Annotated in this window: 24 protein-coding genes; 14 read left to right on the top strand and 10 right to left on the bottom strand. The window is 72.2% G+C overall.

The window, feature by feature from the left end; all coding sequences use genetic code 11:
- Positions 1-109 precede the first annotated feature (109 nt).
- The gene (locus DFJ69_RS08715; protein WP_116026501.1) at positions 110-868 is read left to right on the top strand and encodes an IclR family transcriptional regulator; all 759 of its coding nucleotides are present in this window, start codon (positions 110-112) and stop codon (positions 866-868) included.
- A gap of 261 nt (positions 869-1,129) precedes the next feature.
- A complete protein-coding gene (locus DFJ69_RS08710; protein ID WP_116022007.1) occupies positions 1,130-1,951 on the top strand; it encodes a class I SAM-dependent methyltransferase in 822 nt (273 codons plus the stop codon).
- Positions 1,952-2,729: 778 nt separating this feature from the next.
- Here the strand turns inward: DFJ69_RS08710 and DFJ69_RS36115 are convergent.
- The gene (locus DFJ69_RS36115) at positions 2,730-5,603 is read right to left on the bottom strand and encodes a helix-turn-helix transcriptional regulator (RefSeq protein WP_116022006.1); all 2,874 of its coding nucleotides are present in this window, start codon (positions 5,601-5,603) and stop codon (positions 2,730-2,732) included.
- Between the two features lie 192 nt (positions 5,604-5,795).
- Between DFJ69_RS36115 and DFJ69_RS08700 the strand changes: the two genes are divergently transcribed.
- Positions 5,796-6,416 carry a hypothetical protein gene (locus DFJ69_RS08700; RefSeq protein WP_116022005.1) on the top strand — a complete coding sequence of 207 codons (621 nt, stop codon included), beginning with the start codon at positions 5,796-5,798 and terminating at the stop codon, positions 6,414-6,416.
- 76 nt (positions 6,417-6,492) lie between these two features.
- On the top strand, positions 6,493-6,699 hold the full coding sequence (locus DFJ69_RS08695; protein ID WP_116022004.1) for a hypothetical protein: 207 nt from the start codon (positions 6,493-6,495) through the stop codon (positions 6,697-6,699).
- Positions 6,700-6,735: 36 nt separating this feature from the next.
- Here the strand turns inward: DFJ69_RS08695 and DFJ69_RS08690 are convergent, their stop codons facing one another.
- Entirely contained in the window at positions 6,736-7,728 is a 993-nt protein-coding gene (locus DFJ69_RS08690) for a hypothetical protein (protein WP_147312247.1), read from the bottom strand.
- A gap of 164 nt (positions 7,729-7,892) precedes the next feature.
- Positions 7,893-8,288, bottom strand: coding sequence for a hypothetical protein (locus DFJ69_RS08685; protein WP_116022002.1), 396 nt, complete (start codon positions 8,286-8,288; stop codon positions 7,893-7,895).
- A 161-nt stretch (positions 8,289-8,449) separates the two neighbouring features.
- On the opposite strand from DFJ69_RS08685, the gene DFJ69_RS08680 reads away from it, so the two are divergent.
- The 5 genes from DFJ69_RS08680 (at position 8,450) to DFJ69_RS08660 (ending at position 11,967) form a co-directional block, all read left to right on the top strand.
- Positions 8,450-9,280, top strand: coding sequence for a helix-turn-helix domain-containing protein (locus DFJ69_RS08680; protein WP_116022001.1), 831 nt, complete (start codon positions 8,450-8,452; stop codon positions 9,278-9,280).
- Complete coding sequence (locus DFJ69_RS08675) at positions 9,277-9,480, top strand: DUF397 domain-containing protein (RefSeq protein WP_116022000.1); 204 nt, start codon at positions 9,277-9,279, stop codon at positions 9,478-9,480. Before DFJ69_RS08680 ends, DFJ69_RS08675 begins: the two co-directional genes overlap by 4 nt.
- Before the next feature lie 174 nt (positions 9,481-9,654).
- The gene (gene hisS / locus DFJ69_RS08670) at positions 9,655-10,992 is read left to right on the top strand and encodes a histidine--tRNA ligase (RefSeq protein WP_116021999.1); all 1,338 of its coding nucleotides are present in this window, start codon (positions 9,655-9,657) and stop codon (positions 10,990-10,992) included.
- An 11-nt stretch (positions 10,993-11,003) separates the two neighbouring features.
- Positions 11,004-11,612 (top strand): hypothetical protein, encoded by a 609-nt coding sequence (locus tag DFJ69_RS08665; RefSeq protein WP_116021998.1) that lies wholly within the window; start codon positions 11,004-11,006, stop codon positions 11,610-11,612.
- A 148-nt stretch (positions 11,613-11,760) separates the two neighbouring features.
- Positions 11,761-11,967: a DUF397 domain-containing protein gene (locus DFJ69_RS08660; protein ID WP_116021997.1), complete on the top strand. Its 207-nt coding sequence runs from the start codon at positions 11,761-11,763 to the stop codon at positions 11,965-11,967.
- 28 nt (positions 11,968-11,995) lie between these two features.
- Here the strand turns inward: DFJ69_RS08660 and DFJ69_RS08655 are convergent, their stop codons facing one another.
- The 6 genes from DFJ69_RS08655 to DFJ69_RS08630 form a co-directional block, all read right to left on the bottom strand.
- Entirely contained in the window at positions 11,996-12,367 is a 372-nt protein-coding gene (locus DFJ69_RS08655; protein ID WP_116021996.1) for a VOC family protein, read from the bottom strand.
- 39 nt (positions 12,368-12,406) lie between these two features.
- Entirely contained in the window at positions 12,407-12,757 is a 351-nt protein-coding gene (locus tag DFJ69_RS08650; RefSeq protein ID WP_116021995.1) for a DoxX family protein, read from the bottom strand.
- A 7-nt stretch (positions 12,758-12,764) separates the two neighbouring features.
- Positions 12,765-13,661, bottom strand: a complete 897-nt coding sequence (locus tag DFJ69_RS08645; protein ID WP_116021994.1) for a sigma-70 family RNA polymerase sigma factor — start codon at positions 13,659-13,661, stop codon at positions 12,765-12,767.
- An 83-nt stretch (positions 13,662-13,744) separates the two neighbouring features.
- Complete coding sequence (locus DFJ69_RS08640; RefSeq protein ID WP_116021993.1) at positions 13,745-14,509, bottom strand: ABC transporter permease subunit; 765 nt, start codon at positions 14,507-14,509, stop codon at positions 13,745-13,747.
- Positions 14,506-16,044, bottom strand: a complete 1,539-nt coding sequence (locus DFJ69_RS08635) for an ABC transporter permease subunit (RefSeq protein WP_116021992.1) — start codon at positions 16,042-16,044, stop codon at positions 14,506-14,508. The genes DFJ69_RS08640 and DFJ69_RS08635 overlap by 4 nt, the downstream gene beginning before the upstream one ends.
- Positions 16,041-16,967, bottom strand: a complete 927-nt coding sequence (locus DFJ69_RS08630; RefSeq protein WP_116021991.1) for an ATP-binding cassette domain-containing protein — start codon at positions 16,965-16,967, stop codon at positions 16,041-16,043. The genes DFJ69_RS08635 and DFJ69_RS08630 overlap by 4 nt, the downstream gene beginning before the upstream one ends.
- Before the next feature lie 107 nt (positions 16,968-17,074).
- Here DFJ69_RS08630 and DFJ69_RS08625 point away from each other — a divergent pair, with 107 nt between their 5' ends.
- Together DFJ69_RS08625 and DFJ69_RS08620 are read left to right on the top strand one after the other, a co-directional pair.
- Positions 17,075-18,256, top strand: coding sequence for a sensor histidine kinase (locus tag DFJ69_RS08625; protein WP_116021990.1), 1,182 nt, complete (start codon positions 17,075-17,077; stop codon positions 18,254-18,256).
- A 40-nt stretch (positions 18,257-18,296) separates the two neighbouring features.
- Positions 18,297-18,953, top strand: coding sequence for a response regulator transcription factor (locus tag DFJ69_RS08620; protein WP_211328555.1), 657 nt, complete (start codon positions 18,297-18,299; stop codon positions 18,951-18,953).
- Here DFJ69_RS08620 and DFJ69_RS08615 read toward each other — a convergent pair.
- Positions 18,950-19,771: an SAM-dependent methyltransferase gene (locus DFJ69_RS08615; RefSeq protein ID WP_211328554.1), complete on the bottom strand. Its 822-nt coding sequence runs from the start codon at positions 19,769-19,771 to the stop codon at positions 18,950-18,952. The genes DFJ69_RS08620 and DFJ69_RS08615 overlap by 4 nt on opposite strands.
- Positions 19,772-19,888: 117 nt before the next feature.
- Between DFJ69_RS08615 and deoC the strand changes: the two genes are divergently transcribed.
- From deoC to DFJ69_RS08600, 3 genes are read left to right on the top strand one after another with little or no spacing between them, the layout of a single operon-like run.
- On the top strand, positions 19,889-20,830 hold the full coding sequence (gene deoC / locus DFJ69_RS08610; RefSeq protein ID WP_245974176.1) for a deoxyribose-phosphate aldolase: 942 nt from the start codon (positions 19,889-19,891) through the stop codon (positions 20,828-20,830).
- Between the two features lie 4 nt (positions 20,831-20,834).
- Positions 20,835-22,271, top strand: a complete 1,437-nt coding sequence (locus DFJ69_RS08605) for an aldehyde dehydrogenase family protein (RefSeq protein ID WP_211328553.1) — start codon at positions 20,835-20,837, stop codon at positions 22,269-22,271.
- Positions 22,264-23,118 (top strand): aldehyde dehydrogenase family protein, encoded by an 855-nt coding sequence (locus DFJ69_RS08600; protein WP_116021986.1) that lies wholly within the window; start codon positions 22,264-22,266, stop codon positions 23,116-23,118. The genes DFJ69_RS08605 and DFJ69_RS08600 overlap by 8 nt, the downstream gene beginning before the upstream one ends.
- Positions 23,119-23,155 lie beyond the last annotated feature (37 nt).

Here is a 23,155-nt window from a genome sequence, read left to right as displayed (position 1 = left end):
ATCGGCAAATCGGGGAAATGGCTGTACCGACACACCTCCGGATGGTCCAATGACGGCAGTACCGGCAAAGTCCTTGACCGAACCGGACCGGAGGGGTTCGCTGTCCGTGATGAACGAGACACGGAAGCCGACGCTGATCGCCTCGGTGCAGCGCGCCCTGCACCTGATGGAGGCGGTGGCGTCGCATCCCGGTGGGGCGCCCGCCAAGCAGCTCGCCCGGGAGGCGCGGCTGCCGCTGGCCACCACGTACCACCTGCTGCGCACCCTGGCCCACGAGGGTTACGCCACGCGCCTGTCCACCGGCGTCTGGGTCCTGGGCGACCGGCTCGACGCCCTCCAGGGCCAGACCCGGGCCCAGCAGGTGCTCGCCCGGATCCGGCCCGCCCTCGTGTCGCTGCGCGACGAATTGGGCGCGGCCGCCTATTTCGGAATGCACGAGGACGGCGAGATCCGCATCATCGACATCGCCGACGGTCCCCGCACACCCCGGGTGGATCTCTGGGTCGGCTTCGACGAGGCGGCGCACGCCACCGCGATCGGCAAGTGCGTGCTCGGCCAACTCGACGAGGAACGCCGCATGGAGTACCTGTCCCGGCATCCGCTGGTCGACCTCACCCCCAACACGATCACCGAACGCCGCGAGCTGCTGCGGGCGCTGCGCAGCCCCGGCGCGCTGGCCTTCGACCGCGAGGAGTACGCCATCGGCACCGGGTGCGCGGCGGTCCCGGTCACCGACGCCACCGGCGAGGTCGTGGGCGCGCTCGCCGTCTCCTGCCGTCCGAGCAAGCTCCCCAAGATCGTGGCCGCCGCCTCCCGGCTGCACGCCACCGCCGCCCGCCTGCAACGGACCCTGAGCCTCACCCTGTGAGGCCCGGTTTCCGCGCCGATCCGCCGCCGGGCGGGGGCGCGAGACGCGGAACGGCCTGCGGATTCACCCGCCTTTGACCCCGCCGGGCGGAGGGCGGCCGCGCCAGCGGCTAGACTGACCCGGTCTTTCGCGCCCAAGATCGGCCCATCTGTGACCGCCCGCCCGACGGGAGGCCCCGCCGGTCCGGCGACAGTGTCGAGTCGAACGTCGGCAGCACGCCGGTGACAGGCCGGGTGGTGCACACTCAGCGAGCGGGAACCCATGCAGTCATCGAAGCAGCACAAGTCCATCGCCGGAGCCGTCCTCAAGCTGCTCGGCACCAAGACCCCACCGACCCCTCCGACCCCTCCGCCCTCCGGCGACGGCGAGGTCGTCCAGCCCGCCGCCGGCGAGGGCGCCTTGGAGAACCACCTCGGCGGCGACGAGGCGCGCAACTACCGCCAGTACGAGTACGACATGGTCGCCCCGCACGTGGGCCGGTCGCTGCTGGAGGTCGGCTCCGGCCTCGGCCACTTCTCCGAGCAGTTCGCGGGCCGCCTCGACTACCTCGTGGTCAGCGACAACGACCCGTACTGCGTGGGGCGGCTCCGGGAGCGCTACGACGACAACCCCGACGTCGAGGTGATCGACCTCGCCCTGCCGTCCGACATCAAGATCCGGCAGAAGGTCGACACGGTCGTCATGATGAACGTCCTCGAGCACATCAAGGACGACGCCCAGGCCCTGCGCGACCTCGCCTCGGTGACCCTCCCCGGCGGCCGCATCGTCATCTGGGTGCCCGGCTACATGCAGTTGTACGGCGAGTTCGACCGCAAGGTCGGCCACGTCACCCGGTACACCCCGACCACCCTGGCCCGCTCCGTCCGCGAGGCCGGACTGGTCCCCGAGGTCTGCAAGCCGATCAACTTCCTCGGCGGCATCGCCTGGTGGGCGGCCGTCCGCCGCGGCGGCGCCGGCTACCCGGACCCCCGACTGGTCAAGATCTACGACCGTACGGTCATCCCGACCACCCGCGTCATCGAGCGCCTGGTCCGGCCCCCGTTCGGCCAGACCGTCTTCTGCGTGGCGCGCGTCCCCCGCTAGCCGTCCGACCCGACTCCCGAACGAGATCCGTACCGCGATATCGGGAGCCCTACCGATGCCCTCACCGGGCTCGGTACCCCACACTCGGACTGCCGCCCGGCGCACCCGGGCGGCACGGCGGTGGGCGCACGGAGGGGAGCACCCACCGCCTGTTTATTGCCTCGCTGCGCTCGGCGGCTCGCGGGCCTTTCACGCGCGGTCTTCCCTCGTCGTTTTCAAGATCGCTCGTTCCTCACGATCTTGAAAGCCTCCTCAGTCCAGACCACGCGGGCCCGCTCGCGGGCCCCCGGTCACGGGAGCCCACGGTCACGCGAACGCGGGGGCCCAGCCACGCTCGAACCAGGAGGCGGGGCCACGGTCGTCGGGCCACGCACGCGGGTCACGCACGCCGGGTCACGCACGCCGGGTCACGCGCCGGGTCGCGCGCGCCGGGTCAGGGATGTCGGGCGAGGGACGAGGGGCCACGCACGCCGGGTCAGGGGCGTCGGGCCAGGGGCGCGGGTCACGCACGCCGGGTCAGGGATGTCGGGTCAGGGACGCCGGGCCAGGGATGTCGGGCCAGGGACGCCGGGCCAGGGATGTCGGGCCAGGGGCGCGGGTCACGCACGCCGGGTCAGGGATGTCGGGCCAGGGACGCCGGGCCAGGGATGTCGGGCCAGGGGCGCGGGTCACGCACGCCGGGTCAGGGATGTCGGGCCAGGGATGTCGGGCCAGGGATGTCGGGCCAGGGATGTCGGGCCACGTTCGCCGGGCCGGGGATGTCGGGGGTGTTCGGGGGTCAGACGGTGGCGAGGCCTAGGCGGTGGGCGGTGGCGGCGGCTTCGCCTCGGCTGGCGACTTTGAGTTTGGTCAGGATGTTGGAGACGTGGACGCTGGCCGTCTTGGCCGAGATGAAGAGGGTCTCGGCGATGTCGCGGTTGGTGCGGCCCTGGGCGACCAGGCGGAGGACCTCCAGCTCGCGGGGGGTGAGGCCGTGCGGGGGGCGTTCGGTGGGGGGCTGGGCGCCGTTCAGGCGGGCTCGGCGGCGGAGGGTCTCGATGTGTTCGGCCAGGGGGCGGGCGCGGAGGCGTTCGGCCAGGGCGGCGGCGTGGTGGAGGAGGGTGGCGGCCGGGTCGCGGTCGCCCGTGAGGACGGCGGCCTCGGCGGCGTGGGTGAGGCACCGGGCCTGGGGGTAGGGCTGGGCGATGCGTTCCCAGGCGGCGGCTGAGGCGTCCCAGGCGGCGCTGTCGTGGACGCCGCGGGCCAGGGCCGCCTGGGCGGTGAAGGTGATCCGGTGGGCCTCCTGGAGGGGGCCGCGGACGTGGAGGCCGGCTGCGCGGCGTTCGATGCGGTCGAGCATGGCGGCGGCGTGGGCGCGGTCGGGCAGTCGGGCGCAGGCGTCCGCGCCGACGAGCAGGACCGGCCAGGCGTACCGGGCGTCGTCCGGGAGGCCGGGGTTGTCCAGGACGCCGGTCACCGAGGCGAGGGCGTCCGCCGGGCGGCCCTGCGCCAGCCGCAGCGCGGACTCCAGGCGGATCATCGCGAAGTAGTCCTGGGTCTTGCGCCACATCATCTCGCTCGCGGGGGTGAGCTGCCGTTCCGCCTCGGCGAGGTCCCCGCGGGCCAGTGCCACCTCCCCGGACAACACGTGCAGGGAGGTGCGGATGGTGGCCACCGGGTCCTGGTCGAGGGCGCGGCGCAGACAGGTCAGCGCCTCGTCCCAGCGGCCCAACGACACCAGCGGCTCGGCCATGTTGATCGACAGGAAGCTGCCGTGGGTGCGGGCCAGGCCGAACTCCCCGGCCAGCTCGACGCCGGCGCGGGCGACCTCGGCGGCCTCCTCGTGCCGCCCGGAGCCCTCCAGGTAGTGCGAGCGCAGCACCGCGACCCGCAGCAGCGGATGCTGGTTGCCGGAGCGCTGGGCGATCCGCTCGACCTCGAGGATCTCGTCGAGGGAGCCGTCGTAGTCGATGTCCACGCAGAACAGCGTGAGCAGCGCGTGCACCTCGGCGTCGGTGTCGGCGATCCGCCGGGCGATGGCCAGCGACTCGCGGGCGGCCGTGTCGGCCTCCGCGTTGCCGCTGATCAGACGCGCGTACTGGGCCAGGGTCGACAGCGCCCGGGCCCGTACCGCGCTGGGCGGGTCGACGGGCAGCCGCCGGGCGGCGGCCCGCAGGTCGTCGATGTAGCCCGGCATCGCGAGGTCGTACTTCATCCGCCCGCGCCGTTCGAGCAGGGCGACGCAGCGGGCGTCGTCGCCCAGCGCCTCGATGTCGCGCAGCGCCGCGGTGGCGAGCTTGATGCCCCGCTCGTACTCCCCGGCCAGCTCGGCGGCCGTGACGGCCTGCTCCAGCAGCTCGTCGTGGGCGATGCCGATGCACTCGCGGGCGTCGGGGACCTTGTCCCACAGCTCCAGCACGCGCGACAGCATCGCCAGGCACTCGGGGTAGGCGACGGCCTTGCGCGCGTCGCCGGCCGCCCGGTAGGCGCTGACGAGCGCCCAGGTGGCGTCGTGGGCGGAGTACCAGTGGTGGGACAGCTCCACCCACAGCCGGCCGGACGGAACGAGCGCGGGGTCGTTCTCCAGGGCCTCGGCGTAGCGGGTGTGCAGCCTGGTGTGCTCGCCGGGCAGCAGGTCGTCGTGGATGGCCTCACGGATCAGCGCGTGCCGGAACGCGTACCCGTCGCCGTCCACGGCCAGCACGTTGGCCTCGACGGCGGGCCGCAGCACCCGCGTCAGGGCGGCGTCGTCCATCCCGGACACGGCGGCCAGCAGGGTGTGCTCGATGCGGGTGCCGCCCGCGCTGGCCATCCGCAGCGCGTCGTGGGTCTCCTCGGGCAGCCCCTGAACGGCGGCCAGCAGCAGGTCGCGCAGCGACTCCGGCAGCGCGGACACCATGCTGCCGTCACGGGCCAGCAGCGCCTCCACGAACAGCGGGTTGCCCTCGCTGCGCTCGTACACCCGGTCGATCAGCGCGGCGGGGGGCTCGTCGCCCATCAGCCCGCGCGCCAGCTCGCCGACCTCGCTGCGGGTGAGCCTGGTCACCTCGACCCGGCGGACCCGGTCGACCCGGCCCAGCTCCGCCAGCAGCCGCCGCAGCGGATGGGTGCGGTGCAGCTCGTCGGTGCGGTACGTCACCGCGATCAGCAGCGGCGCGGTGCCCCGGTTGCGGATCAGGAAGCCCAGCAGGTCGCGGGTGGACCGGTCGGCCCAGTGCGCGTCCTCGATCATGAGCACGGTGGGGGACCGCTCGGCGAGCCGTTCCAGCAGGGTGAGGACCAGCTCGAACAGCCGGGCGCGCTCCTCGCCGGAGGCGGCGTCGGTCTCCGGCTCGCCGAACTCGGGCAGCAGCCGCGCCAGCCCGGCGGTGGCCGAACGGGGCAGCAGCCCGGCGACCCCGTCGATGCCGATCTCCCGCACCAGCCCGCGCAGCATGGCGGTGAACGGGGCGAACGGCAGGCCGTCGGACCCCAGCTCCAGGCAGCCGCCGACCAGCACGCGCTCCCCGCGTCCGGTGGCCCGGCCGGCGAACTCGCGCAGCAGCCGGGTCTTGCCCACCCCGGCCTCACCGCCGACCAGCACCGCCCCGGGCGCGTCGGCGAGCGCCGCCTCGAGCGTGTCCAGCTCGGTGGACCGGCCGACCAGGACGGGGCTGACTGAACGTGCGCTCACGCACCAAGCATGCCATCGGAACCGGGCAAACCGCCCATCATTTTCGGCTCACCCCGAACCGCCGGGAGCGCGAACTTTCCGCCCGGAACGGGAAACCTCCCCCCAAGAACGGGCGTCCAAGGGGATGATTGTCGGCAAAGTACGTCAAGACGCCCTCACGCCGGGCGTGCGAACAGGCTCCAGGAGTGGGTTATGCAGGGCCATTACCAGCCGTACGCCCCGATGCCGGGACCCCCGCCGGGTCCGCCCCGTCGCGACCGGGCCAACCTCGTGCCCCTGTTCATCCTCGTCGGCGTCCTCGTGGTCGCGCTGCTGGGCACCCTGGCCTTCGTCCTGGTCAAGACGATCAGGGAGGACGACGGCGAGGGGGCGCTCCCGGAACGGACGATCCCCGGGCCGGCCGAGTCGACGCCGCTGAACCCGCGCGCCGTCACCGCCGCGTTCGCCGGGACCTGGTCGGGCGCGGGTTACTACCACAACAACGACAGCGAGAAGCGGAACTTCGACGCCACCATCACGCTGACGGAGGGCTCGGAGTCGGGGACCTCGTCCTACACCGGCTTCGTCTGCTCGGGGACGCTGCGCGTGGAGTCGGTCACCCCCTCCAAGATCATCATGCACGAGACGATCACTCAGGGGCAGGAGACCGGCGGCAACTGCGAGGACGTCCCCACCGGCTACGTCACCCTGACCCCGCGCGGCGACGGCAGCGTGCTGTACTCCTGGTTCGGCACCCGGGAGAAGATGCTCGCCAACAACACCTCCTCCCAGGCCACCCTGACCCGCTCAGGGACCGGCGGGACCACGACCTGACGATCGGCCGGGGCGCGCTTTGCCCTCGCTTACCCTTTCGGGCGGCCGACCCCCCCGTCCGGAAGGTGGACCCACCGTGCAGGCAGAGCGCGCGTTCCTGGGCCTGATGAGCTTCGTGTGCGGCCTGTGCGCCGCCCTCAACCTGCTCGCCGGCCTCGGTGAACGCTGGGACTCCTACGTCTCCGCCCTCGTCCTGGCCGCCCTCATGCTCGTCTTCGGCCTGGCCTGGCTCGCGCTCGGCCTCCTCGAACCGTTCCGCCGGGCCGGCCGGGAGATCCGCTAGGGGACGACCGGATCGGCGGACGGCCCTTCGCGGCGGTCAGCTCGGGTAGAGCGTCGTGGTGTAGGTGTTGCCGTTCCACGTCGCGGTGACCTTGGGCCATGGGGTGCCGAAGGCGAAGTCCCCCATCGTGTACTCGAAGGCCACACCCGGCTGCCCGGCCGGCACCGTGACCTGCGCCGGAACCTTCACCGCCGGATCATCGCTGTGCAGCGTCACCACGGCGCCCGAGGGATTCGGCACGTCCCCGAGCCCGATCGCCATCTTGTCGACGCTGTTGCGCCGGGGGGCTCCGCTGCTGAGAGCGAAGATCTTCGAGACGATGACCACGTCCCGCAGAGCCCGCGAGGTTCCCAGATCGGCGGACGAGGTCAGGATCTCGGGCTGCGACGACGCATGAGGGGTGCTCACCCGGGCCGGGAAGGTGGCGCTGGTCCGCCCCTCCGGAACGAGCACGTACGTCGGGACCGAGATGCCGGCGCTGTAGGCCCCGCCGCCCCACAGGCTCACCGTGAGGCCGCCCTCGGGCGCGGGGTACTTCAGGCGCACGGTGCCGGTCAGGCTCGACCCGGTGACGGCGGCATCGGAACCGAACGTCAGCTCGCTCACCGCACGAGTGGCGGGATCGGCCGCCTTGAGGGTGAACGAGGCGATGCCCTTCACCATGGTGCCGGGGGTCTGTGCGCTGAGCGTGAACGTGCGGGTGGTCGACGGGGCCCCGATACGGAACGGAAAGGTCACACTGGTCTGGCCCGGCTTGAGGTAGAGCGTCCCGCCGCCCGTCGACACCCGGTAGGTGGCGTCCCCGTAGAGGCTCAGACTGAGCCCTGCCGACCCCACCGCCCTCGACAGGGTGATGGTCTGGGTGCCACCGCCGCCGCCGATGATCGTCGACGGTGTCACGGTGCTCGAGATGACGGTGATCGGCGCGGCGCGGGCGTGTGCCGGGGCGGGCGCCAGACCGGCGACCATCAGCGGTACGGCGGCCACCAGCGCTCGCGCGGTACGGGCTCGGCGGAATCGTCGTGGCATGGGAGCGGCCACTCCTTCGGCTCGATGGAGATCGTCATCCGCAGCCAACCGCGCTCCTCAAGCCCGCTCAAGGCGGGGCGATTTCCCTTTCGATTTCCGTAAGGACTACGGAGAGCGATTTCCGGACCGGATATCGGCCCCCGGGTGCGTGACCTCCCCACACGTCACGCACCCGGGGGTGTCCGGTGCCCGCCGAGGACGCGGCGGGCGATCTCCTGGGCGAGGTCGCCCGTGTCGCCGGGCTCGATCGCGTTCTCGGCGTCGCCGAGGAACTCGCCGGTCGAGAGTGCCCGGAACACCAGTCGGCCGTGCCGGTCGCGGGCGCATTCCACTTCGAACGTGGGGCCCTGTCGGGCCGGGTCCCAGCAGCGGAGCGCGTACGGGGGCATGATCGTGTCCGGCAGGCGGGGCCGGACCCCAAGGTCGTCCAGGTCGGCTGCCAGCGCCAACAGCCGGATGCGGCAGCGCAGCCGCAGATCATGGCGGGGATCGGGAAGCGAACGGTCGGCCTCCTTCGGCCGCCGTTCCCCGGACGCGTACCGCCGCACCTCGAAGCCCATCACCGGTCCCTTTCGTTTCGTTCTGCGGAATGCCTCCCAAGCCTCATTTGTGGCGGCTACTCTCTGCTACAGACCAGCCACCCCCGGAACTCCCCGCAAAGCCCGGGTCGGACCCCCTGGCTGCCCTCCCAAGATCCGCACCGTGACCCTCGGGGGCGACGATGCCGCAGAACGAGCACAGCGATTTCACCCGTGACCCGCTCATCCGCGCGTTCGCGACGTTGATGCGCGCCCTCCGGGAGGAACGCGGACTGTCGCGCACTCATCTGGCGGAGGTCCTCGGGTTCGGCCCCAAATGGATCGAGAAGGTCGAGCGCTGCGAGAGCCCGCCGAGCGAGGAGACGGCAGACGCTCTGGACACGTTCTTCAAGACGACCGGACGCGCGTTCTGGGTGATGTGGCGCGAGATCAAACGCGAGGGCAAGCACGTGGCGCTGCCGCCGGGCTTCGGCGGTTTCGTGCAGCGAGAGGCGGAGGCGTCCGAACTGTGGATCTTCGAGGCGCTCGCGATCACGGGCTTGTTCCAGACCGAGGAATACGCACAAGAGATGTTCAGGGCCGGGCGGCGGGCTGGGGACATCGAGCAACTCGTGGCGAGCCGTTTGGAGCGACAAGCCATCCTCAGGGCGGACGCTCCCCCCGAAGTGGTCGCCGTCTTTGACGAGGGAGCGATCCGTCGTCCGATCGGAGGCCCGGACGTTATGAAATCCCAGGTCGCGCATCTCATCGGGCTGGCGCAGGAGCCGAACATCACACTTCAGATCGTCCCGAGCACGAAGGGTGCTTATGCCGGCCTGACCGGCAACTTCACCGTCCTGAAGTTCATCGACGCTCCCGACATGGCGTATGTCGAAGGTTACGCGGAGGGGCACCTGATGGAGCACCCCTCCACCGTGCGGACGCATACCCTACGATTCAGTCTGATCAGGGGCGCAGCGTTCAGCGCTGACGAGTCCCTGGACCTTCTCCAACGCATCCTGGAGGGCCAATGAACGCGCCGGACCTGGCCGCCGCCCGCTGGCGGAAGAGCAGCTACACCGCCGACGGTCAGTGCGTCGAGCTGGCCGACCTTGTCCCCCATGTGGCCGTTCGCGACTCGAAGGACCCGAACGGGCCCGCCCTCGTGTTCCCGTCATCCGAGTTCGCGAACGCCCTCCGCCGCATCAAGGCCGAGCGCCACGACGTGGCCTGAAGTCAAGAGGTGCCCGGCGGCCGACCCCGGCCGCCGGGCTTCGTCGTCTCTGCGGGCCTGGCGGTCGGGCACGTGAGGGCGATCCGGAGTTGCCCGCCCGTGGATCGGGTGTCGGCTACGTTGGGCGTGGGCGCCGGGGGCGCCCTTTCCGGTCGGTGATGAAGGGGTACGTCGATGGCGTCCAAGCAGTTCGAGCCCGCGTCGGGTACGCGCGATTTCCTGGCGGGTGAGCTGCGGCGGCGGGAGCGGCTGTTCGCGGCGACTCGAGGCGTCTTCGAACGGTACGGCTTCGAGCCGTTGCAGACGCCGGCGTTCGAACGGCTGGAGACGCTGACCGGCAAGTACGGCGACGAGGGTGACAAGCTGATCTTCAAGATCCTGCGGCGCGGTGAGCACGAGGCCACCGGCGAGGCGGACCTCGCGTTGCGGTACGACCTGACGGTCCCCCTCGCTCGGGTGGTGGCGGCGTACGGGAGCCGGCTGCCGAGCCCGTACAAGCGGTATGCGATCGGCCCGGTGTGGCGGGCGGACCGGCCGGGCAAGGGCCGGTTCCGGGAGTTCACCCAGTGCGACGTGGACGTGGTGGGGTCCGCGTCGCCGCTGGTGGAGGCCGAGGTGGTGTGCGCCGGAGCGGACGCGTTGGACGCGATGGGCGTCACCGGCTACACGATCCTGGTCAACTCGCGACAGGCGTTGAACGGCCTCATGGAGGTCTACGGCGTGCCGACCGACCTAGCCGGCGTCGCGCTGATCACGTTGGACAAACTCGACAAACTCGCGCCGGCGCAGGTCGTCGCCGAACTCGTCCAAGGCCGTGGCCTGGCGGAGGCGACCGCCCGCAGCCTGGTGGACGACCTGACCGCCGACGACGCGGTCGTACGGATGCGCAAGGCGCTCGCCGGCAACGACGCGGGACGCGCGGGCCTCGCCGAGGTCGATCGGCTGCTGGAACTGGCCGGTCCCCACATCGGCCCGGAGCGCATCAGGTTCGCGCCCAACCTGGTGCGCGGCCTGGACTACTACACCGGCGCGATCTGGGAGGTCACCGCTCCCGGGATGCCCGGCGCCATCGCCAGCGGCGGTCGATACGACCACCTGATCGAGGCACTGGGCGGCCCCGACCTGCCCGCCTGCGGGTTCTCCCTGGGCGTGGAACGGATCCTGGGCATCCTTGAGGAGGCCGACGACGGAGCGACCGTTATCGACGTTGCGGTCACCGTCATGGACGAGGAATCATCCACGGAAGCCGTACGACTCATCGGTGGCCTGCGCCGCGCCGGTCTGACCGCCGAGGTCTATCTGGGCGGCAGCCGCAAGTTCGCCAAACAGCTCAAATGGGCCTCCGACCGAGGTGCGCGCTTCGCGGTCCTGTCCGGCCCCAGCGAACGCGCCGAAGGGGTCGTCACCGTCCGCGACATGACGTCCGGTGACCAAGAACGGGTTCCGGTCGGCGAAGCGTTGACACATCTGGCGGACCGATGTGCGATGAAGGCCGCGCCGGACAACGCTTGACGGGGGCGGCCATGGGCGTCCAGGGAGAACGCATCTTCGCCGCGATCGCAGAACGCGGATTCCCTGACCCGTGGGCGACGCTCGGCGAACACTTGTCATGGGAGTCGGCGCACGCCGTTCACCTCAAGGCCGCCATCGACCAAGCGCGTAAAGACCCGACTCCGGACGCCCACGGCCGGGTGACCCGGCTGTTCGACCGCAAGGCCGCCAACCTCGCCGACGCCGCGGAGCTGCTGACCACGGTCCTCGCCGAGTACGACCAGAGCGGCATGTGGGCCCTCCTCGACGAACGCGCCGCGCGTTTGGACATCGACGACGTCTCCGAACGGTGGGCCGGCGGCCTCGTCGCCCATCCGTTCCCCATCGCCCTGCTGTCGCTGCAATTCAACTGGCGCTACATGAAAGAGCACGGCGTCCGCGCGTTCTACGAAATGACCGGCCGCTACGTGCGAGATCTGATCTCCAGCAACACCCGTTGGCGCGAGGCGTTCGAGACTGAACGGGCGACCGGCCTGCTGGACCGCGTCACCACGGTCGAATGCGACCTCGTCTCCGAAGAGGCACCGATGCACTGCGACATCTGCAAGAAGACCATCACCGCGCTGCTCTACCTCGATTGAGTCGACGTCCGCAGGGCGAACGCTCTTCGCCGCATCAAGGCCGAGCGCCACGACGTGGCCTGAAGTCAAGGGGTGCCCGGCGGCCGACCCCGGCCGCCGGGCTTCGTCGTCTCTGCGGTCCGTGGCGGGTAGCTACACAGCGGTCACCATGCGACTCGGAGGAATCCCGGCGTTGCCCACCGTCGGCTGGCGCAAAAGCACCCACAGCGGAGACACGGGCGGCGAGTGCGTCGAACTGGCCGACCTCGCCCCTCATGTGGCCGTACGTGACTCGAAGGACCCGAACGGCCCCGCGCTGCTGTTCAGGGCGTCCGACTTCGCGAGCGCGCTGCGCCGCATCAAAGGCGCAGCCTAGGCAACGGAGACCCGCGAGCTGGTCGGGCTCAGGTCAGGCGGGCTCGGAGGAGGCAGAACTCGTTGCCCTCCGGGTCGGCGAGGACGTGCCAGCTCTCCTCGCCGGTCTGGCCCACGTCGGCCGGGCGTGCGCCGAGGGCCAGGAGGCGTTCGAGTTCGGCGTCCTGGTCGCGGTCGGTGGCGTTGACGTCGATGTGCAGCCGCAGCTTGCCCGGGGTGGGGTCGTCGCTCGGGCTGAAGATCAGCGTCGGCTGCAGGCCGCCGAAGCCCTCCGGCGGGCCGATCTCCACCGCGCCGTCCTCGGTGTCCAGCACGCTGAACCCCAGGACCTCGCACCAGAACGCCGCCAGCGTCTGCGGGTCCCGACAATCGATCACCAGCTCGGAAATGCGACAGGCCATGTCCGGAACCCTAGGCGAAGGCCCTGACCTGCGTGCGGACTACTCGCCGAGCATGAGGACGAGCGAGGCGACGGCCAAGGCCAGGAACGCCCCAGGGATCGCGATGTTGTAGAACACACGGGCCCGGACATGGGCGGCGACTGCGCCGAGGTAGAAGAGCACCAGTCCGGCGGCGGCGGCGACCCCGAGGGCGTCGGCCCCGAGCAGCCCGAGGAGCAGGCCCGCCGCGCCGGCGGCCTTGAGGGCGGCCAAGGCGGGCAGGGCCGCCCGGGGCACGTTCACCTCCGCCATGTTGGCGAGGACGAAGGGGATCCTGGCGAGGTCGGCGACGACGATCGCGGCGTTGGCCGCGATCGTGACACCGACGACCGCGATGAGGGCCGTGGACACGGTGCGCTCACTCCTCGATGCGCAGCAGGGCCAGCCGTCGCGGGTCCGCGACGACGTCGTAGTGGACGATCCGGGCCTCGGCGACGTGGAAGGTCAGCGCGATGCGCACGCGCCGGTCCGACATCACCGCGATGCCCGGCCGCCCGTCGATGGTGACCAGGCGCGCCCGGCGGGCATTGGCCTGCAACACCCGGGTCTCGGTGACGACGGCGTTCACGCCCCGGATCAGCCCACGCGCCCCGGGCGGGAGGGCCTGCGGGTCGGCACTCCTGGTCACCGCCGGGTGCAGCACTCTGACGAGGCCGTCGATGTCGCCCTGCCGGGCCGCCTTGAGGAAGGCCCCCACCACCCGGCGGGCCTCGCGGGGGTCGCCGTCCGGGTCGTGCCCGCCGTCCGGTCGCAGGCGTCCCCGGGCACGGCTGGCCAGCTTCTTCGCCGACCCGGGAGTCGTGTCCAGGATGTGGGCGATCTCCTCGAAGGGCGCGCCGAACACGTCGTGCAGGATGAACGCGACCCGCTGCGGAGGCGTCAGCGCGTTCAGCACGACCGTGAACGCCGTGGTCAGCTCGCCGGCGAGGACCGCCACGTCCTGGGGGTCCTCGGCGACGCCCGCCGGAAGCTCCTCGGGCCGGTGGGGGAGTTCGCGCGACCGGCGCAGCAGGTCCAGGCACAGCCGCGTCACCACGGTGGTCAGCCATGCCTGGACGTTGCGGATCGCCTCGACGTCGGTGTCGGCGTACCTGGTCCACGCCTCCTGCACGACGTCCTGCGCGTCGGCGTCCGACCCGAGGATCCCGAACGCCACCGCGAGCAGCCTCGGCCGCTCCCGGGCGAAGTCCGTCTCCCGCCGGCCGGTCACGGACCGCACGGCGCCCGCGACCTCGTTGATCCGTTGCACGGCCATCCTCCGCCTCCCGTCGTCCGCCGATGTACATCCATCAGACGGATCGGCGGGACGAAAGGTGACCCGGATCAACGAGGGCGCGGTCAGGCGTCCCGGCGGTGGAACAGCAGGCCGCCGGCGAGCAGGGCGGCCCCGGCCCAGAGGGCGAGGACGCCCAGGCCCTTCCAGGGGCCGATGGGAAGGTGCTGCAGGTCGGTGGTGGCCTGGACGGCCAGGCCCGCGTCCATGGGGCCGATCTGGCGGAGGCGGCGCTGCCAATCCTCGTCGCTCACCGCCTGGGTGATGAGCGGGAACAGGTACAGCAGGCCCAGGACGATCCCGGCGGCCGTCGCCGAGTCGCGTACGGCGGTGGTGACGCCGAACGCGAGCAGGGCGATCAACGCCAGGTAGAGCACCGACCCGACGGCGGCGCGCAGCACCGCGCCGTCGCCCAACGACAACGGCGGCACCCCGGACGGCAGCAGGAGACGTCCCGCGACCAGGGAGGCGGCGACGGCGACCGCGGCCGACGCCGTCACCAGGGCGGTGAGGACGGCGGCCTTGGCGGCCAGCACGGACGTCCGGCGCGGCATCGCGGTGAGGGTGGTGCGGATCATGCCGGTGCCGTACTCGCCGCCGATCATCAGGGCGGCCAGGACGGCGACGATCGCCTGGCCCAGGGCGACGCCGGTGAGGCTGAGCTTGGCGGGGTCGACGTCGCAGCCCTCGGGCGGGCAGCCCGCCGCCGACACGGCCACCATGCTCAGCGCCGGGGTCACGATGACGACGGCGAGGAGCAGCCCGCCCGCGCCCGGCTGGGTGAAGACCTTCGTCCACTCCGCGTGCAGGCCGCGTCCGAGCGTGTTCACGCGTCCCTCCGGCGCATCCGGAAGGCGGCGAGGCCGAGGACCAGCGCGGCCCAGCAGCACAGCACCGCGAAGCCCGCCCACGGGGACAGCGGGAAGTAGCCCGCCGCGGGCCGGTAGTCGCCGACGACCTGCGGATACTCCGGGATGCTCTGCTGGATGGCGAACGCGGACGCCGGCGACAGCCGCAGCACCCAGTCCGCCGGGCCCGCCGGCAGCAGGGCGCTCACCGCGAGCACGTACGGCAGGACGACCGTCACGACGGCCAGGAGGACCGCCGTCACGCCGCGCCGGAACAACGCCCCGAGCCCGAGCGCCAGCACGGCCGTGACGGCGAGCAATGCCGCCGTGCCCACGATCACGCGCACCTCGGTGAGGGTGCCCGCCGGCAGGATGAAGTTGCCGTTGGACACCAGGATCCGCTTGCCCCAGACCAGCGAGCCGGCGGTGCCGGCGAGCCCGACGACGAAGGCGACCGCGCCCAGCACGACCGCCTTGGCCGCCAGCACCCGGCCCGGTCCCGGAGTCGCGAGCAGCGTCGTGCGGTACAGGCCCCTGCGGTGCTCGGCGGTGATGAACAGCGCCCCCACGACGGCCACGACCACCATCCCGAGGATCACTCCGGCCAGGGCGCGTTCGACGCCCAGGCCGCCCTCGCCCGAGATCGGGGCGATGTCGCCGGACCCGGTCACGGTCAGCCTGCCGCCGGACTCCACCAGCCCGGGGGCTCGGTGGTCGCGTTCCCAGTCGGGCCCGGGGCCATCGCGGCCCCCCACCTGATCCTGCCGCCACGCGCCGGCGGACGTCGAGCCCCGCAGGGTCACGTTGTCGAAGACGGCGGAGGTCTGGGTGAAGCGCATCTCCGAGGTCATCGCGCCGACACCGATCGACCGCACGGTCAGGTCGCCGGGGGAGGTGGCGAAGAGCCCGATCCGGACCGTGTCCGGCAGCCCCTCCAAGCGGGCCTTGCCGACCTCGGTCCACCGCGCACCGTCGGAGGACTCGTACCCGGTGAGCGTGTCGCCGGAGCGGGTCAGCCGCAGCCAGCGCGGGGACGCGGGGGAGACGCCTCCGGGGCGGCCCGCCGTGTCCTCGGTGAAGTCGTGCTGCATCCGGACGCCGTTGCGGCCGGTGAGCATCACCGCCGCGTAGGAGGACCCCGGCCGGGTGCCGTCCTTGACGATGATCCCGGCCTTCGCCCACGGCACCAGACCGGGAACGATCTTGTCGTGGTCGGGTGGCGGGTAGGTGATGACACCGGTCATCGACGTCAGCCGGACGGTGATCTCACCGTCCCCCGTCAGGCCCCGATGCGCGAACGCGAACCCGTCCTTCACGGCCTCACCGCCGGGCCCCAAAGGGATGGCGGGACAGGCCTGGCCGTTCGGCCCCGTGCACGAACTCGTGTTGCCCGTGGCGGCGAACGCGCTGAGCAGCACGGTCAACACCGCCGCCGTCCCCATGGCGATCACCCAGCCGCGAACGGTGCGGAACTTGGTCCACTCCGCGCGCACCGACCGACCGAATCCGTCGATCATCGCCCCGTCTCCGATCCGGTGGCGCGGTACTCGACCGCGTCCCGCGTCAGCTCCATGTACGCCTCCTCCAGCGACGCCCGGTACGACGACACCTCCGAGAACGGCACCGCGTGCGCGCCGAGCAGCGCGACGATCTCCTCGGCCGTCGGCCCGGTCACCGTCAGGGCGTCCCCGTCGAGCGCGTTCACCGACGCCCCCGCCTCCTTCAGCAGCCGCGCCGCCTCGGGCACGGCCGAGGTGCGCAGCGTGACCCGGCCGCCGGACGCGGTGGCCAGCAGCTCCGCCACGCTGGTGTCGGCGATGACCCGGCCCCGGCCGACCACCACCACGCGGGCGGCGGTGTCCTGCAGCTCGCTCATCAGGTGGCTGGACACCAGCACCGCGCGACCCTGCCCGGCCAACTCGGCCAGCAGGTCGCGCATCCACACGATCCCCTCCGGGTCCAGGCCGTTGAACGGCTCGTCGAGCATGATCGCGGCGGGGTCGCCGAGCAGCGCGGCGGCGATCCCCAGCCGCTGCCGCATGCCCAGGGAGAAACCGCCCGCCCGCCGCCGGGCGGCCGTGCCCAGCCCGGTCCGTTCGATCACCTCGTTCACCCGGCGCGCGGGCAGACCCTGGGAGCGGGCCAGCCACAGCAGGTGGTCGCGGGCGGAGCGGCTGGGCTGGAGCGCGGCGGCGTCGAGCAGCGCGCCGACGTGGCTCAGCGGCCGGCTCAGGCTCCGGTACGGCCGCCCGCCGATCAGGGCGGTGCCCTCCTCGGCCGTGTCGAGGCCGAGGACGACCCGCATGGTGGTGGACTTGCCGGCGCCGTTCGGGCCGACGAAGCCGGTGACGTGTCCCGGCCGCACGGTGAAGGACATACCGTCCAAGGCCAGGGTCGGCCCGAAGCGTTTGCGCAGGCCGTCGACTTCGATGGTCGTCATGCCGTCGGTTGTACGGATCGGGCGCTAACGCGGGCCGAACGATCACCGTCACATCGTTGTTAGGTCCGGCCCGGCATCCTGGAGACCGGCGAGAACGGAGAGGGCCCATGGGCAAGCTGCGGGGGCGCACCGTGAGGCTGCGCTTCACCCTGCTGTACGGCGTGCTGTTCTTCCTGTCCGGCGCGGGGCTGCTGGCCATCACCAACGTGGTGGCCTCGTCCCAGGTCACCGTCAGCGAGTCCGGCCCGGTCGCGCCCGTCCTGCCGCCGCAGTCCGACGGGGGCGCGCTCGCCGCCGCCCGGCACCGCATCATCCTGCTCGAACGCGAGCTGTCGACGGTGCGGGAGTCCCAGCCGCGTCAGCTCCTGGTCGGCTCCACGATCGCGCTCGGGGTGATGGCCGTGGTGTCACTGGGACTGGGCCGGGTCGTCGCCGGCCGGGTGCTGAGCCCGCTGCGGACGATCACCGCCGCCACCCGCCGGATCTCCGCCGACAACCTGCACGAACGACTGGCCGTGCGGGGCCCCGCCGACGAGGTGAAGGACCTCGCCGACACCATCGACGGCCTGCTCGAACGGCTGGAGGGCTCCTTCGCCGCCCAACGTAGGTTCGTCGCCAACGCGTCCCATGAGCTGCGGACCCCGCTGGCGACCATGCGGGCCTCCCTGGACGTGGCCATGGCCAAGCCGGAGCCGGCGCCGCCGCAGACGGTCGCGCTCGCCGACCGGATCCGCACCGAACTCGACCAGGTCGACCGGCTGCTGGAGGGCTTCCTCACCCTGGCCCGCACCCAGCACGGAGCCCTGGCCGACCGCGCCGACCTCTCGCTCGGCCGGGTGGTGACCACCGTCCTGAGGGAACGCGCCGCCGACATCGAGGACCGGGGCCTGACCGTTCACGACACGGACCTCCACGCCGCCGCCCGGACGCAGGGCAACCGCACCCTGCTGGTCCGCCTGGTCGACAACCTGGTCGACAACGCCATCGTCCACAACCGCGCCGGCGGTTGGATCCGGGTCGCGACGACGGCGGACGGCGACACGTCCCGCCTGGTCGTCGAGACCGGCGGCGACGTCCTCGACCCGGCGCAGGTCGCCCGGCTGGCCCGCCCCTTCGAACGGCTCGGCGTCGACCGCACGGGCTCCGACGGCGGCTCCGGGCTCGGCCTGTCGATCGTCGCGGCCATCGCCACCGCCCACGGTGGCGACCTCGACCTGACCGCCCGCCCCGAAGGCGGCCTCCGCGTCACCGTCAGCCTCCCGCGCACCCCCGCCGGAGTCCCGGCATGAGGGCGCGCGTCGGCGGGGCGTCGCGGGCGGGAGTCGCGGCGTGAGGGTGTTGGTGGTCGAGGACGCGCGGGCGCTCGCCGCCGTGGTGGCCGAGGGGCTGCGGGACCAGGGGATGGCGGTGGACCTGGCGTACGACGGGCTGGAGGCGGCGGCCAAGCTCGACCTGAACGCCTACGACGTCGTCGTCCTCGACCGGGACCTGCCGGGGATCCACGGCGACGCGCTCTGCCAGATGATCACGGATCGGGACGACCGGGCCATGGTGCTGATGCTGACCGCCGCCGGCGCGCCCGGCGACCGGGTGAGCGGCCTGACGCTGGGCGCCGACGACTACCTCGCCAAGCCGTTCCACTTTCCCGAGCTGGTGCTCCGGATCCGGGCGCTGGCGCGACGCCGGCCCGCCGCCCGGGCGCGGACGCTGAGCGCGGCGGGCATCGAACTCGACCCGGCGCGCCGCACCGTGACCCGCGACGGGCGCGGACTGGACCTGTCGGTCAAGGAGTTCGCCCTGCTCGAGGCGCTGCTGCGGGCGGCCCCCGCCTACCTGAGCACCGAGGACCTGCTCGAACAGGTGTGGGACGAGAACGCCGACCCGTTCACCAACACCGTCACGGTCACCATCGGCCGGCTGCGCCGCAAGCTCGGCGACCCGCCGGTCATCACCACCCGGCCCGGCGTCGGCTACCGCATCGCCTAGGAATCGGACCGTTCCGATACGCGGGCGACGCCGCCGAGCTCGATCCACTCGTCGGTCTCCTGGGTGACGTCGCCCGCGTCGGGACGCCAGGTGGAGACCTCGACCAGGCCGGGGTCCACCCACTCCAGACCGTCGAACCACGGCGCGATCTCCTCGGGGGCGCGGACCCTGCCCCAGTTGCCGCCGGTGGCCGCCACCACGAACTCGGTCAGCCGGCGTCGGGTGCGGGCGTCGGCCGCGACCACATGGCTGAAGATCACCAGGCTGCCCGGGACCAGTCGTTCGACCACGCGGCGCATCAGAGCGCCGGGGTCGTCCGCGTCGGGCACGCAGTGCAGCACCGACACGAACAGCGCCGCCGCCGGCAGCGAGAAGTCGATCAGGCGCCCCACCTCGGGATGGTCCAGGACCTCGCAGGGCCGGCGCAGATCGGCCTGGATCACGGCGGTCCGCGTCCCGTCGACCAGCAGCGCCCGGCCGTGGGCCAGCACCACCGGGTCGTTGTCCACGTAGACGACCCTGGACGCCGGGTCCGCGCGCTGCGCGACCTGGTGGACGTTGTCCTCGGCGGGCAGGCCCGAACCGAGGTCGAGGAACTGGCGGACACCCGCCTCCTCGGCCGCGTAGCGGACGGCGCGCCGCAGGAATCGGCGGTTGTTGACCGCCAGCATCCGGGTGCTGGGCGCCATCTTCAGCAGATGCTCGACGGTCTGCCGGTCGGCGGCGTAGTTCTCCCTGCCGCCCAGCAGGTAGTCGTACATCCGTGCGACGTTGGGGGTCTCGTCCTTGGGGGTGGGGGCCGATCCTGCCGACGACACGGGCGGCTCCTCCGTCGCTCGGTGATTCGCGCACGATCGTACTTCGCGGGACACCGTATGGGACATCGGACACGGGCCCGTTTTGAGAGGTAGGGGGCCATGAGCGATGCTTGGGAGGTGTCAACGGAGACTCTGACGGACGCGCCGGGCGGCAACGCCGGGCTGCGCGCCTTCCTGCACGGGCTGCCGGGTGTCGACCAGGTGGGGGCCGAGGAACGGGCCGCCCGGCTGGCGACGCGTTCCATCAAGACCACCGCCAAGGCCGAGGCGATCGACCTGGCCATCTCCATGGTCGACCTCACCACCCTGGAGGGCGCCGACACGCCCGGGAAGGTGCGGGCGCTGTGCGCCAAGGCGATGCACCCCGACCCCGCCGACCCGTCGGTGCCGAAGGTCGCGGCCGTGTGCGTCTACTCCGACATGGTCGCCGTGGCCGTCGGCGCGCTCGGCGCCTCGGGCATCGGGGTGGCCAGCGTGGCGACCGCGTTCCCCTCCGGCCGCGCGCCGCTGGAGGCCAAGCTCGCCGACACGAGGGCGGCGGTGGCGGCGGGCGCCACCGAGATCGACATGGTGATCGACCGGGGGGCGTTCCTGTCCGGCGACTACCTCAAGGTGTACGAGGAGATCGTCGAGACCAAGCGGGCCTGCGGCGGGGCCCACCTCAAGGTCATCCTGGAGACCGGCGAGCTGGTCACCTACGACAACGTGCGCCGCGCCTCCTGGCTGGCGATGCGCGCCGGGGCCGACTTCATCAAGACCTCCACCGGCAAGGTCTCCCCGGCGGCGACACCCCCGGTGACGCTGATCATGCTGGAGGCGGTCCGCGACTTCCGCGCCGAGACCGGACGACAGGTCGGCGTCAAGCCCGCCGGCGGCATCCGCACCACCAAGGACGCCATCAAGAACCTGGTGCTGGTCAACGAGACCGCCGGGCCCGACTGGCTGACCCCCGCGTGGTTCCGCCTCGGCGCCTCCAGCCTGCTCAACGACCTGCTGATGCAGCGGCAGAAGCTGACCACCGGCGTGTACGCGGGTCCCGACTACTTCACGCTGGACTGATCCCATGAGCATCTTCGAGTACGCGCCGGCGCCCGAGTCCGCCGCCATCGTCGACATCCGGCCCTCCTACGACCTGTTCATCGGCGGCGCATGGGTGGAGAGCGCGGGCGAGCGCCGCCACAAGAGCGTCAACCCCGCCACCGAGGACGTCCTGGCCGAGATCACCGAGGCCACCGCCGCCGACGTCGACCATGCGGTCGCCGCCGCGCGCAAGGCGTTCGACACGGTGTGGGGTCCGATGCCGGGTCGCGACCGCGCCAAGTACCTGTTCCGGATCGCCCGGCTGCTGCAGGAGCGCTCCCGCGAGCTGGCGGTGCTGGAGTCGATCGACAACGGCAAGCCGATCCGCGAGTCCCGCGACGTCGACCTGCCGCTGGTCGCCGCGCACTTCTTCTACTACGCGGGCTGGGCCGACAAGCTCCCGTACGCGGGCTTCGGGCCCGATCCCCGGCCGGTGGGCGTCGCCGGGCAGGTCATCCCGTGGAACTTCCCGCTGCTGATGCTCGCGTGGAAGATCGCCCCGGCGCTGGCCTGCGGCAACACGGTGGTGCTCAAGCCCGCCGAGACGACCTCGCTGACCGCGCTGGCGTTCGCGGAGATCTGCCGCCAGGCCGACCTGCCGGCCGGTGTGGTCAACATCGTCACCGGCGCGGGCGAGACCGGCCGCGCCCTGGTCGAGCATCCCGGCATCGACAAGATCGCCTTCACCGGGTCCACCGAGGTCGGCCGGCAGATCGCCCGGTCGGCGGCGGGCACCGCCAAGCGGCTCACGCTGGAGCTGGGCGGCAAGGCGGCCAACGTGATCTTCGACGACGCCGCGCTGGACCAGGCCGTCGAGGGTGTCGTCAACGGCATCTTCTTCAACCAGGGTCACGTCTGCTGCGCGGGCTCCCGGCTGCTGGTGCAGGAGTCGGTGGCCGCCGAGCTGATCGACCGCCTCAAGAGGCGCATGGCCACCCTGCGCGTCGGCGACCCGCTCGACAAGAACACCGACGTCGGCGCGATCAACTCCGCCGAGCAGCTCGACAAGATCCGTACGCTGTCGGCGGCGGGCGAGGACGAGGGCGCGGTCCGCTGGTCGCCCCCGTGCGAGCTGCCGTCGCGGGGCTACTGGTTCGCGCCGACCGTCTTCACCGAGGTCGCCCAGTCGCACCGGATCGCCCGCGAGGAGATCTTCGGCCCCGTCCTGTCGGTGCTCACCTTCCGCACGCCCGCCGAGGCCGTCGAGAAGGCCAACAACACCCCGTACGGGCTGTCGGCCGGGATCTGGACGGAGAAGGGCTCCCGGATCCTGTGGATGGCCGAGAGGCTGCGCGCGGGCGTGGTGTGGGCCAACACGTTCAACAAGTTCGACCCGGCCGCGCCGTTCGGCGGCTACAAGGAGTCGGGTTTCGGCCGCGAGGGCGGTCGTCACGGCCTGGAGGCATACCTCGATGTCTGAGCGGCTCGCCGTACGCAAGACCTACAAGCTGTTCATCGGGGGCGCGTTCCCCCGCTCGGAGTCCGGCAGGTCGTACGTGGTGAACGACGCCAAGGGCGACTTCCTCGCCAACGCCTCCCTGGCCTCCCGCAAGGACGCCCGGGACGCGGTCGTCGCCGCCCGCAAGGCGTTCGGCGGCTGGTCCGGGCGCACCGCGTACAACCGCGGCCAGATCCTCTACCGGGTCGCGGAGATGCTGGAGGGCCGCCGCGCCCAGTTCGTCGACGAGCTGCGCGCCCAGGGCCTCGCCAAGGGCGCCGCGTCCGCCGAGGTGGACGCGGCCGTCGACCGGTGGGTCTGGTACGCGGGGTGGGCCGACAAGCTCGGCGCGGTCGCCGGCTCGGCCAACCCGGTGGCGGGGCCGTTCTTCAACTTCTCCACCCCGGAGCCGACCGGGGTCGTCGCCGTCGTCGCGCCCGACTCGCCGCTGCTGGGTCTGGTGTCGGTGCTCGCACCCGTCATCGTGTCCGGCAACACCTGCGTCGTCGTCGCCTCCGAGCCCGCGCCACTGCCGTCCATCACGCTCGCCGAGGTGCTGGCCACCTCCGACCTGCCCGGCGGCGTCGTCAACGTCCTCACCGGGCGGCGCGCGGAGCTGACGCCCTGGCTGGCCGCGCACATGGACGTGAACGCCCTCGACCTCGCCGGCGTCCCCGACGACCTCGTCAAGCCGCTGGAGGAGGCCGCCGCCGGCAACCTCAAGCGGGTGCTGCGCCCGGGTCCCGCCGCCTGGGACGCCGACCCGGGCACGGCGCGCATGTCGGCGTTCCTGGAGACCAAGACGGTGTGGCACCCGGTCGGGGTGTGAGCCTTGGCCGGGAGAAGGGTGTAGTCCGTCCGCAACC

Origin of the sequence: Thermomonospora umbrina (assembly GCF_003386555.1) — a bacterium.
GTDB lineage: Bacteria > Actinomycetota > Actinomycetes > Streptosporangiales > Streptosporangiaceae > Thermomonospora > Thermomonospora umbrina.
Note: the sequence above shows the minus strand (reverse complement) of the source record. Positions and strands in the feature narration are given on the sequence as shown.

Coding starts and splice junctions, on each gene's coding strand:
- DFJ69_RS08715 (WP_116026501.1), top strand. CDS start 110: ATGAACGAGACACGGAAGCCGACGCTGATCGCCTCGGTGCAGCGCGCC.
- DFJ69_RS08710 (WP_116022007.1), top strand. CDS start 1,130: ATGCAGTCATCGAAGCAGCACAAGTCCATCGCCGGAGCCGTCCTCAAG.
- DFJ69_RS08700 (WP_116022005.1), top strand. CDS start 5,796: ATGCAGGGCCATTACCAGCCGTACGCCCCGATGCCGGGACCCCCGCCG.
- DFJ69_RS08690 (WP_147312247.1), bottom strand. CDS start 7,728: ATGCCACGACGATTCCGCCGAGCCCGTACCGCGCGAGCGCTGGTGGCC.
- DFJ69_RS08685 (WP_116022002.1), bottom strand. CDS start 8,288: ATGGGCTTCGAGGTGCGGCGGTACGCGTCCGGGGAACGGCGGCCGAAG.
- DFJ69_RS08680 (WP_116022001.1), top strand. CDS start 8,450: ATGCCGCAGAACGAGCACAGCGATTTCACCCGTGACCCGCTCATCCGC.
- DFJ69_RS08675 (WP_116022000.1), top strand. CDS start 9,277: ATGAACGCGCCGGACCTGGCCGCCGCCCGCTGGCGGAAGAGCAGCTAC.
- hisS (WP_116021999.1), top strand. CDS start 9,655: ATGGCGTCCAAGCAGTTCGAGCCCGCGTCGGGTACGCGCGATTTCCTG.
- DFJ69_RS08665 (WP_116021998.1), top strand. CDS start 11,004: ATGGGCGTCCAGGGAGAACGCATCTTCGCCGCGATCGCAGAACGCGGA.
- DFJ69_RS08660 (WP_116021997.1), top strand. CDS start 11,761: ATGCGACTCGGAGGAATCCCGGCGTTGCCCACCGTCGGCTGGCGCAAA.
- DFJ69_RS08655 (WP_116021996.1), bottom strand. CDS start 12,367: ATGGCCTGTCGCATTTCCGAGCTGGTGATCGATTGTCGGGACCCGCAG.
- DFJ69_RS08645 (WP_116021994.1), bottom strand. CDS start 13,661: ATGGCCGTGCAACGGATCAACGAGGTCGCGGGCGCCGTGCGGTCCGTG.
- DFJ69_RS08635 (WP_116021992.1), bottom strand. CDS start 16,044: ATGATCGACGGATTCGGTCGGTCGGTGCGCGCGGAGTGGACCAAGTTC.
- DFJ69_RS08630 (WP_116021991.1), bottom strand. CDS start 16,967: ATGACGACCATCGAAGTCGACGGCCTGCGCAAACGCTTCGGGCCGACC.
- DFJ69_RS08625 (WP_116021990.1), top strand. CDS start 17,075: ATGGGCAAGCTGCGGGGGCGCACCGTGAGGCTGCGCTTCACCCTGCTG.
- DFJ69_RS08605 (WP_211328553.1), top strand. CDS start 20,835: ATGAGCATCTTCGAGTACGCGCCGGCGCCCGAGTCCGCCGCCATCGTC.
- DFJ69_RS08600 (WP_116021986.1), top strand. CDS start 22,264: ATGTCTGAGCGGCTCGCCGTACGCAAGACCTACAAGCTGTTCATCGGG.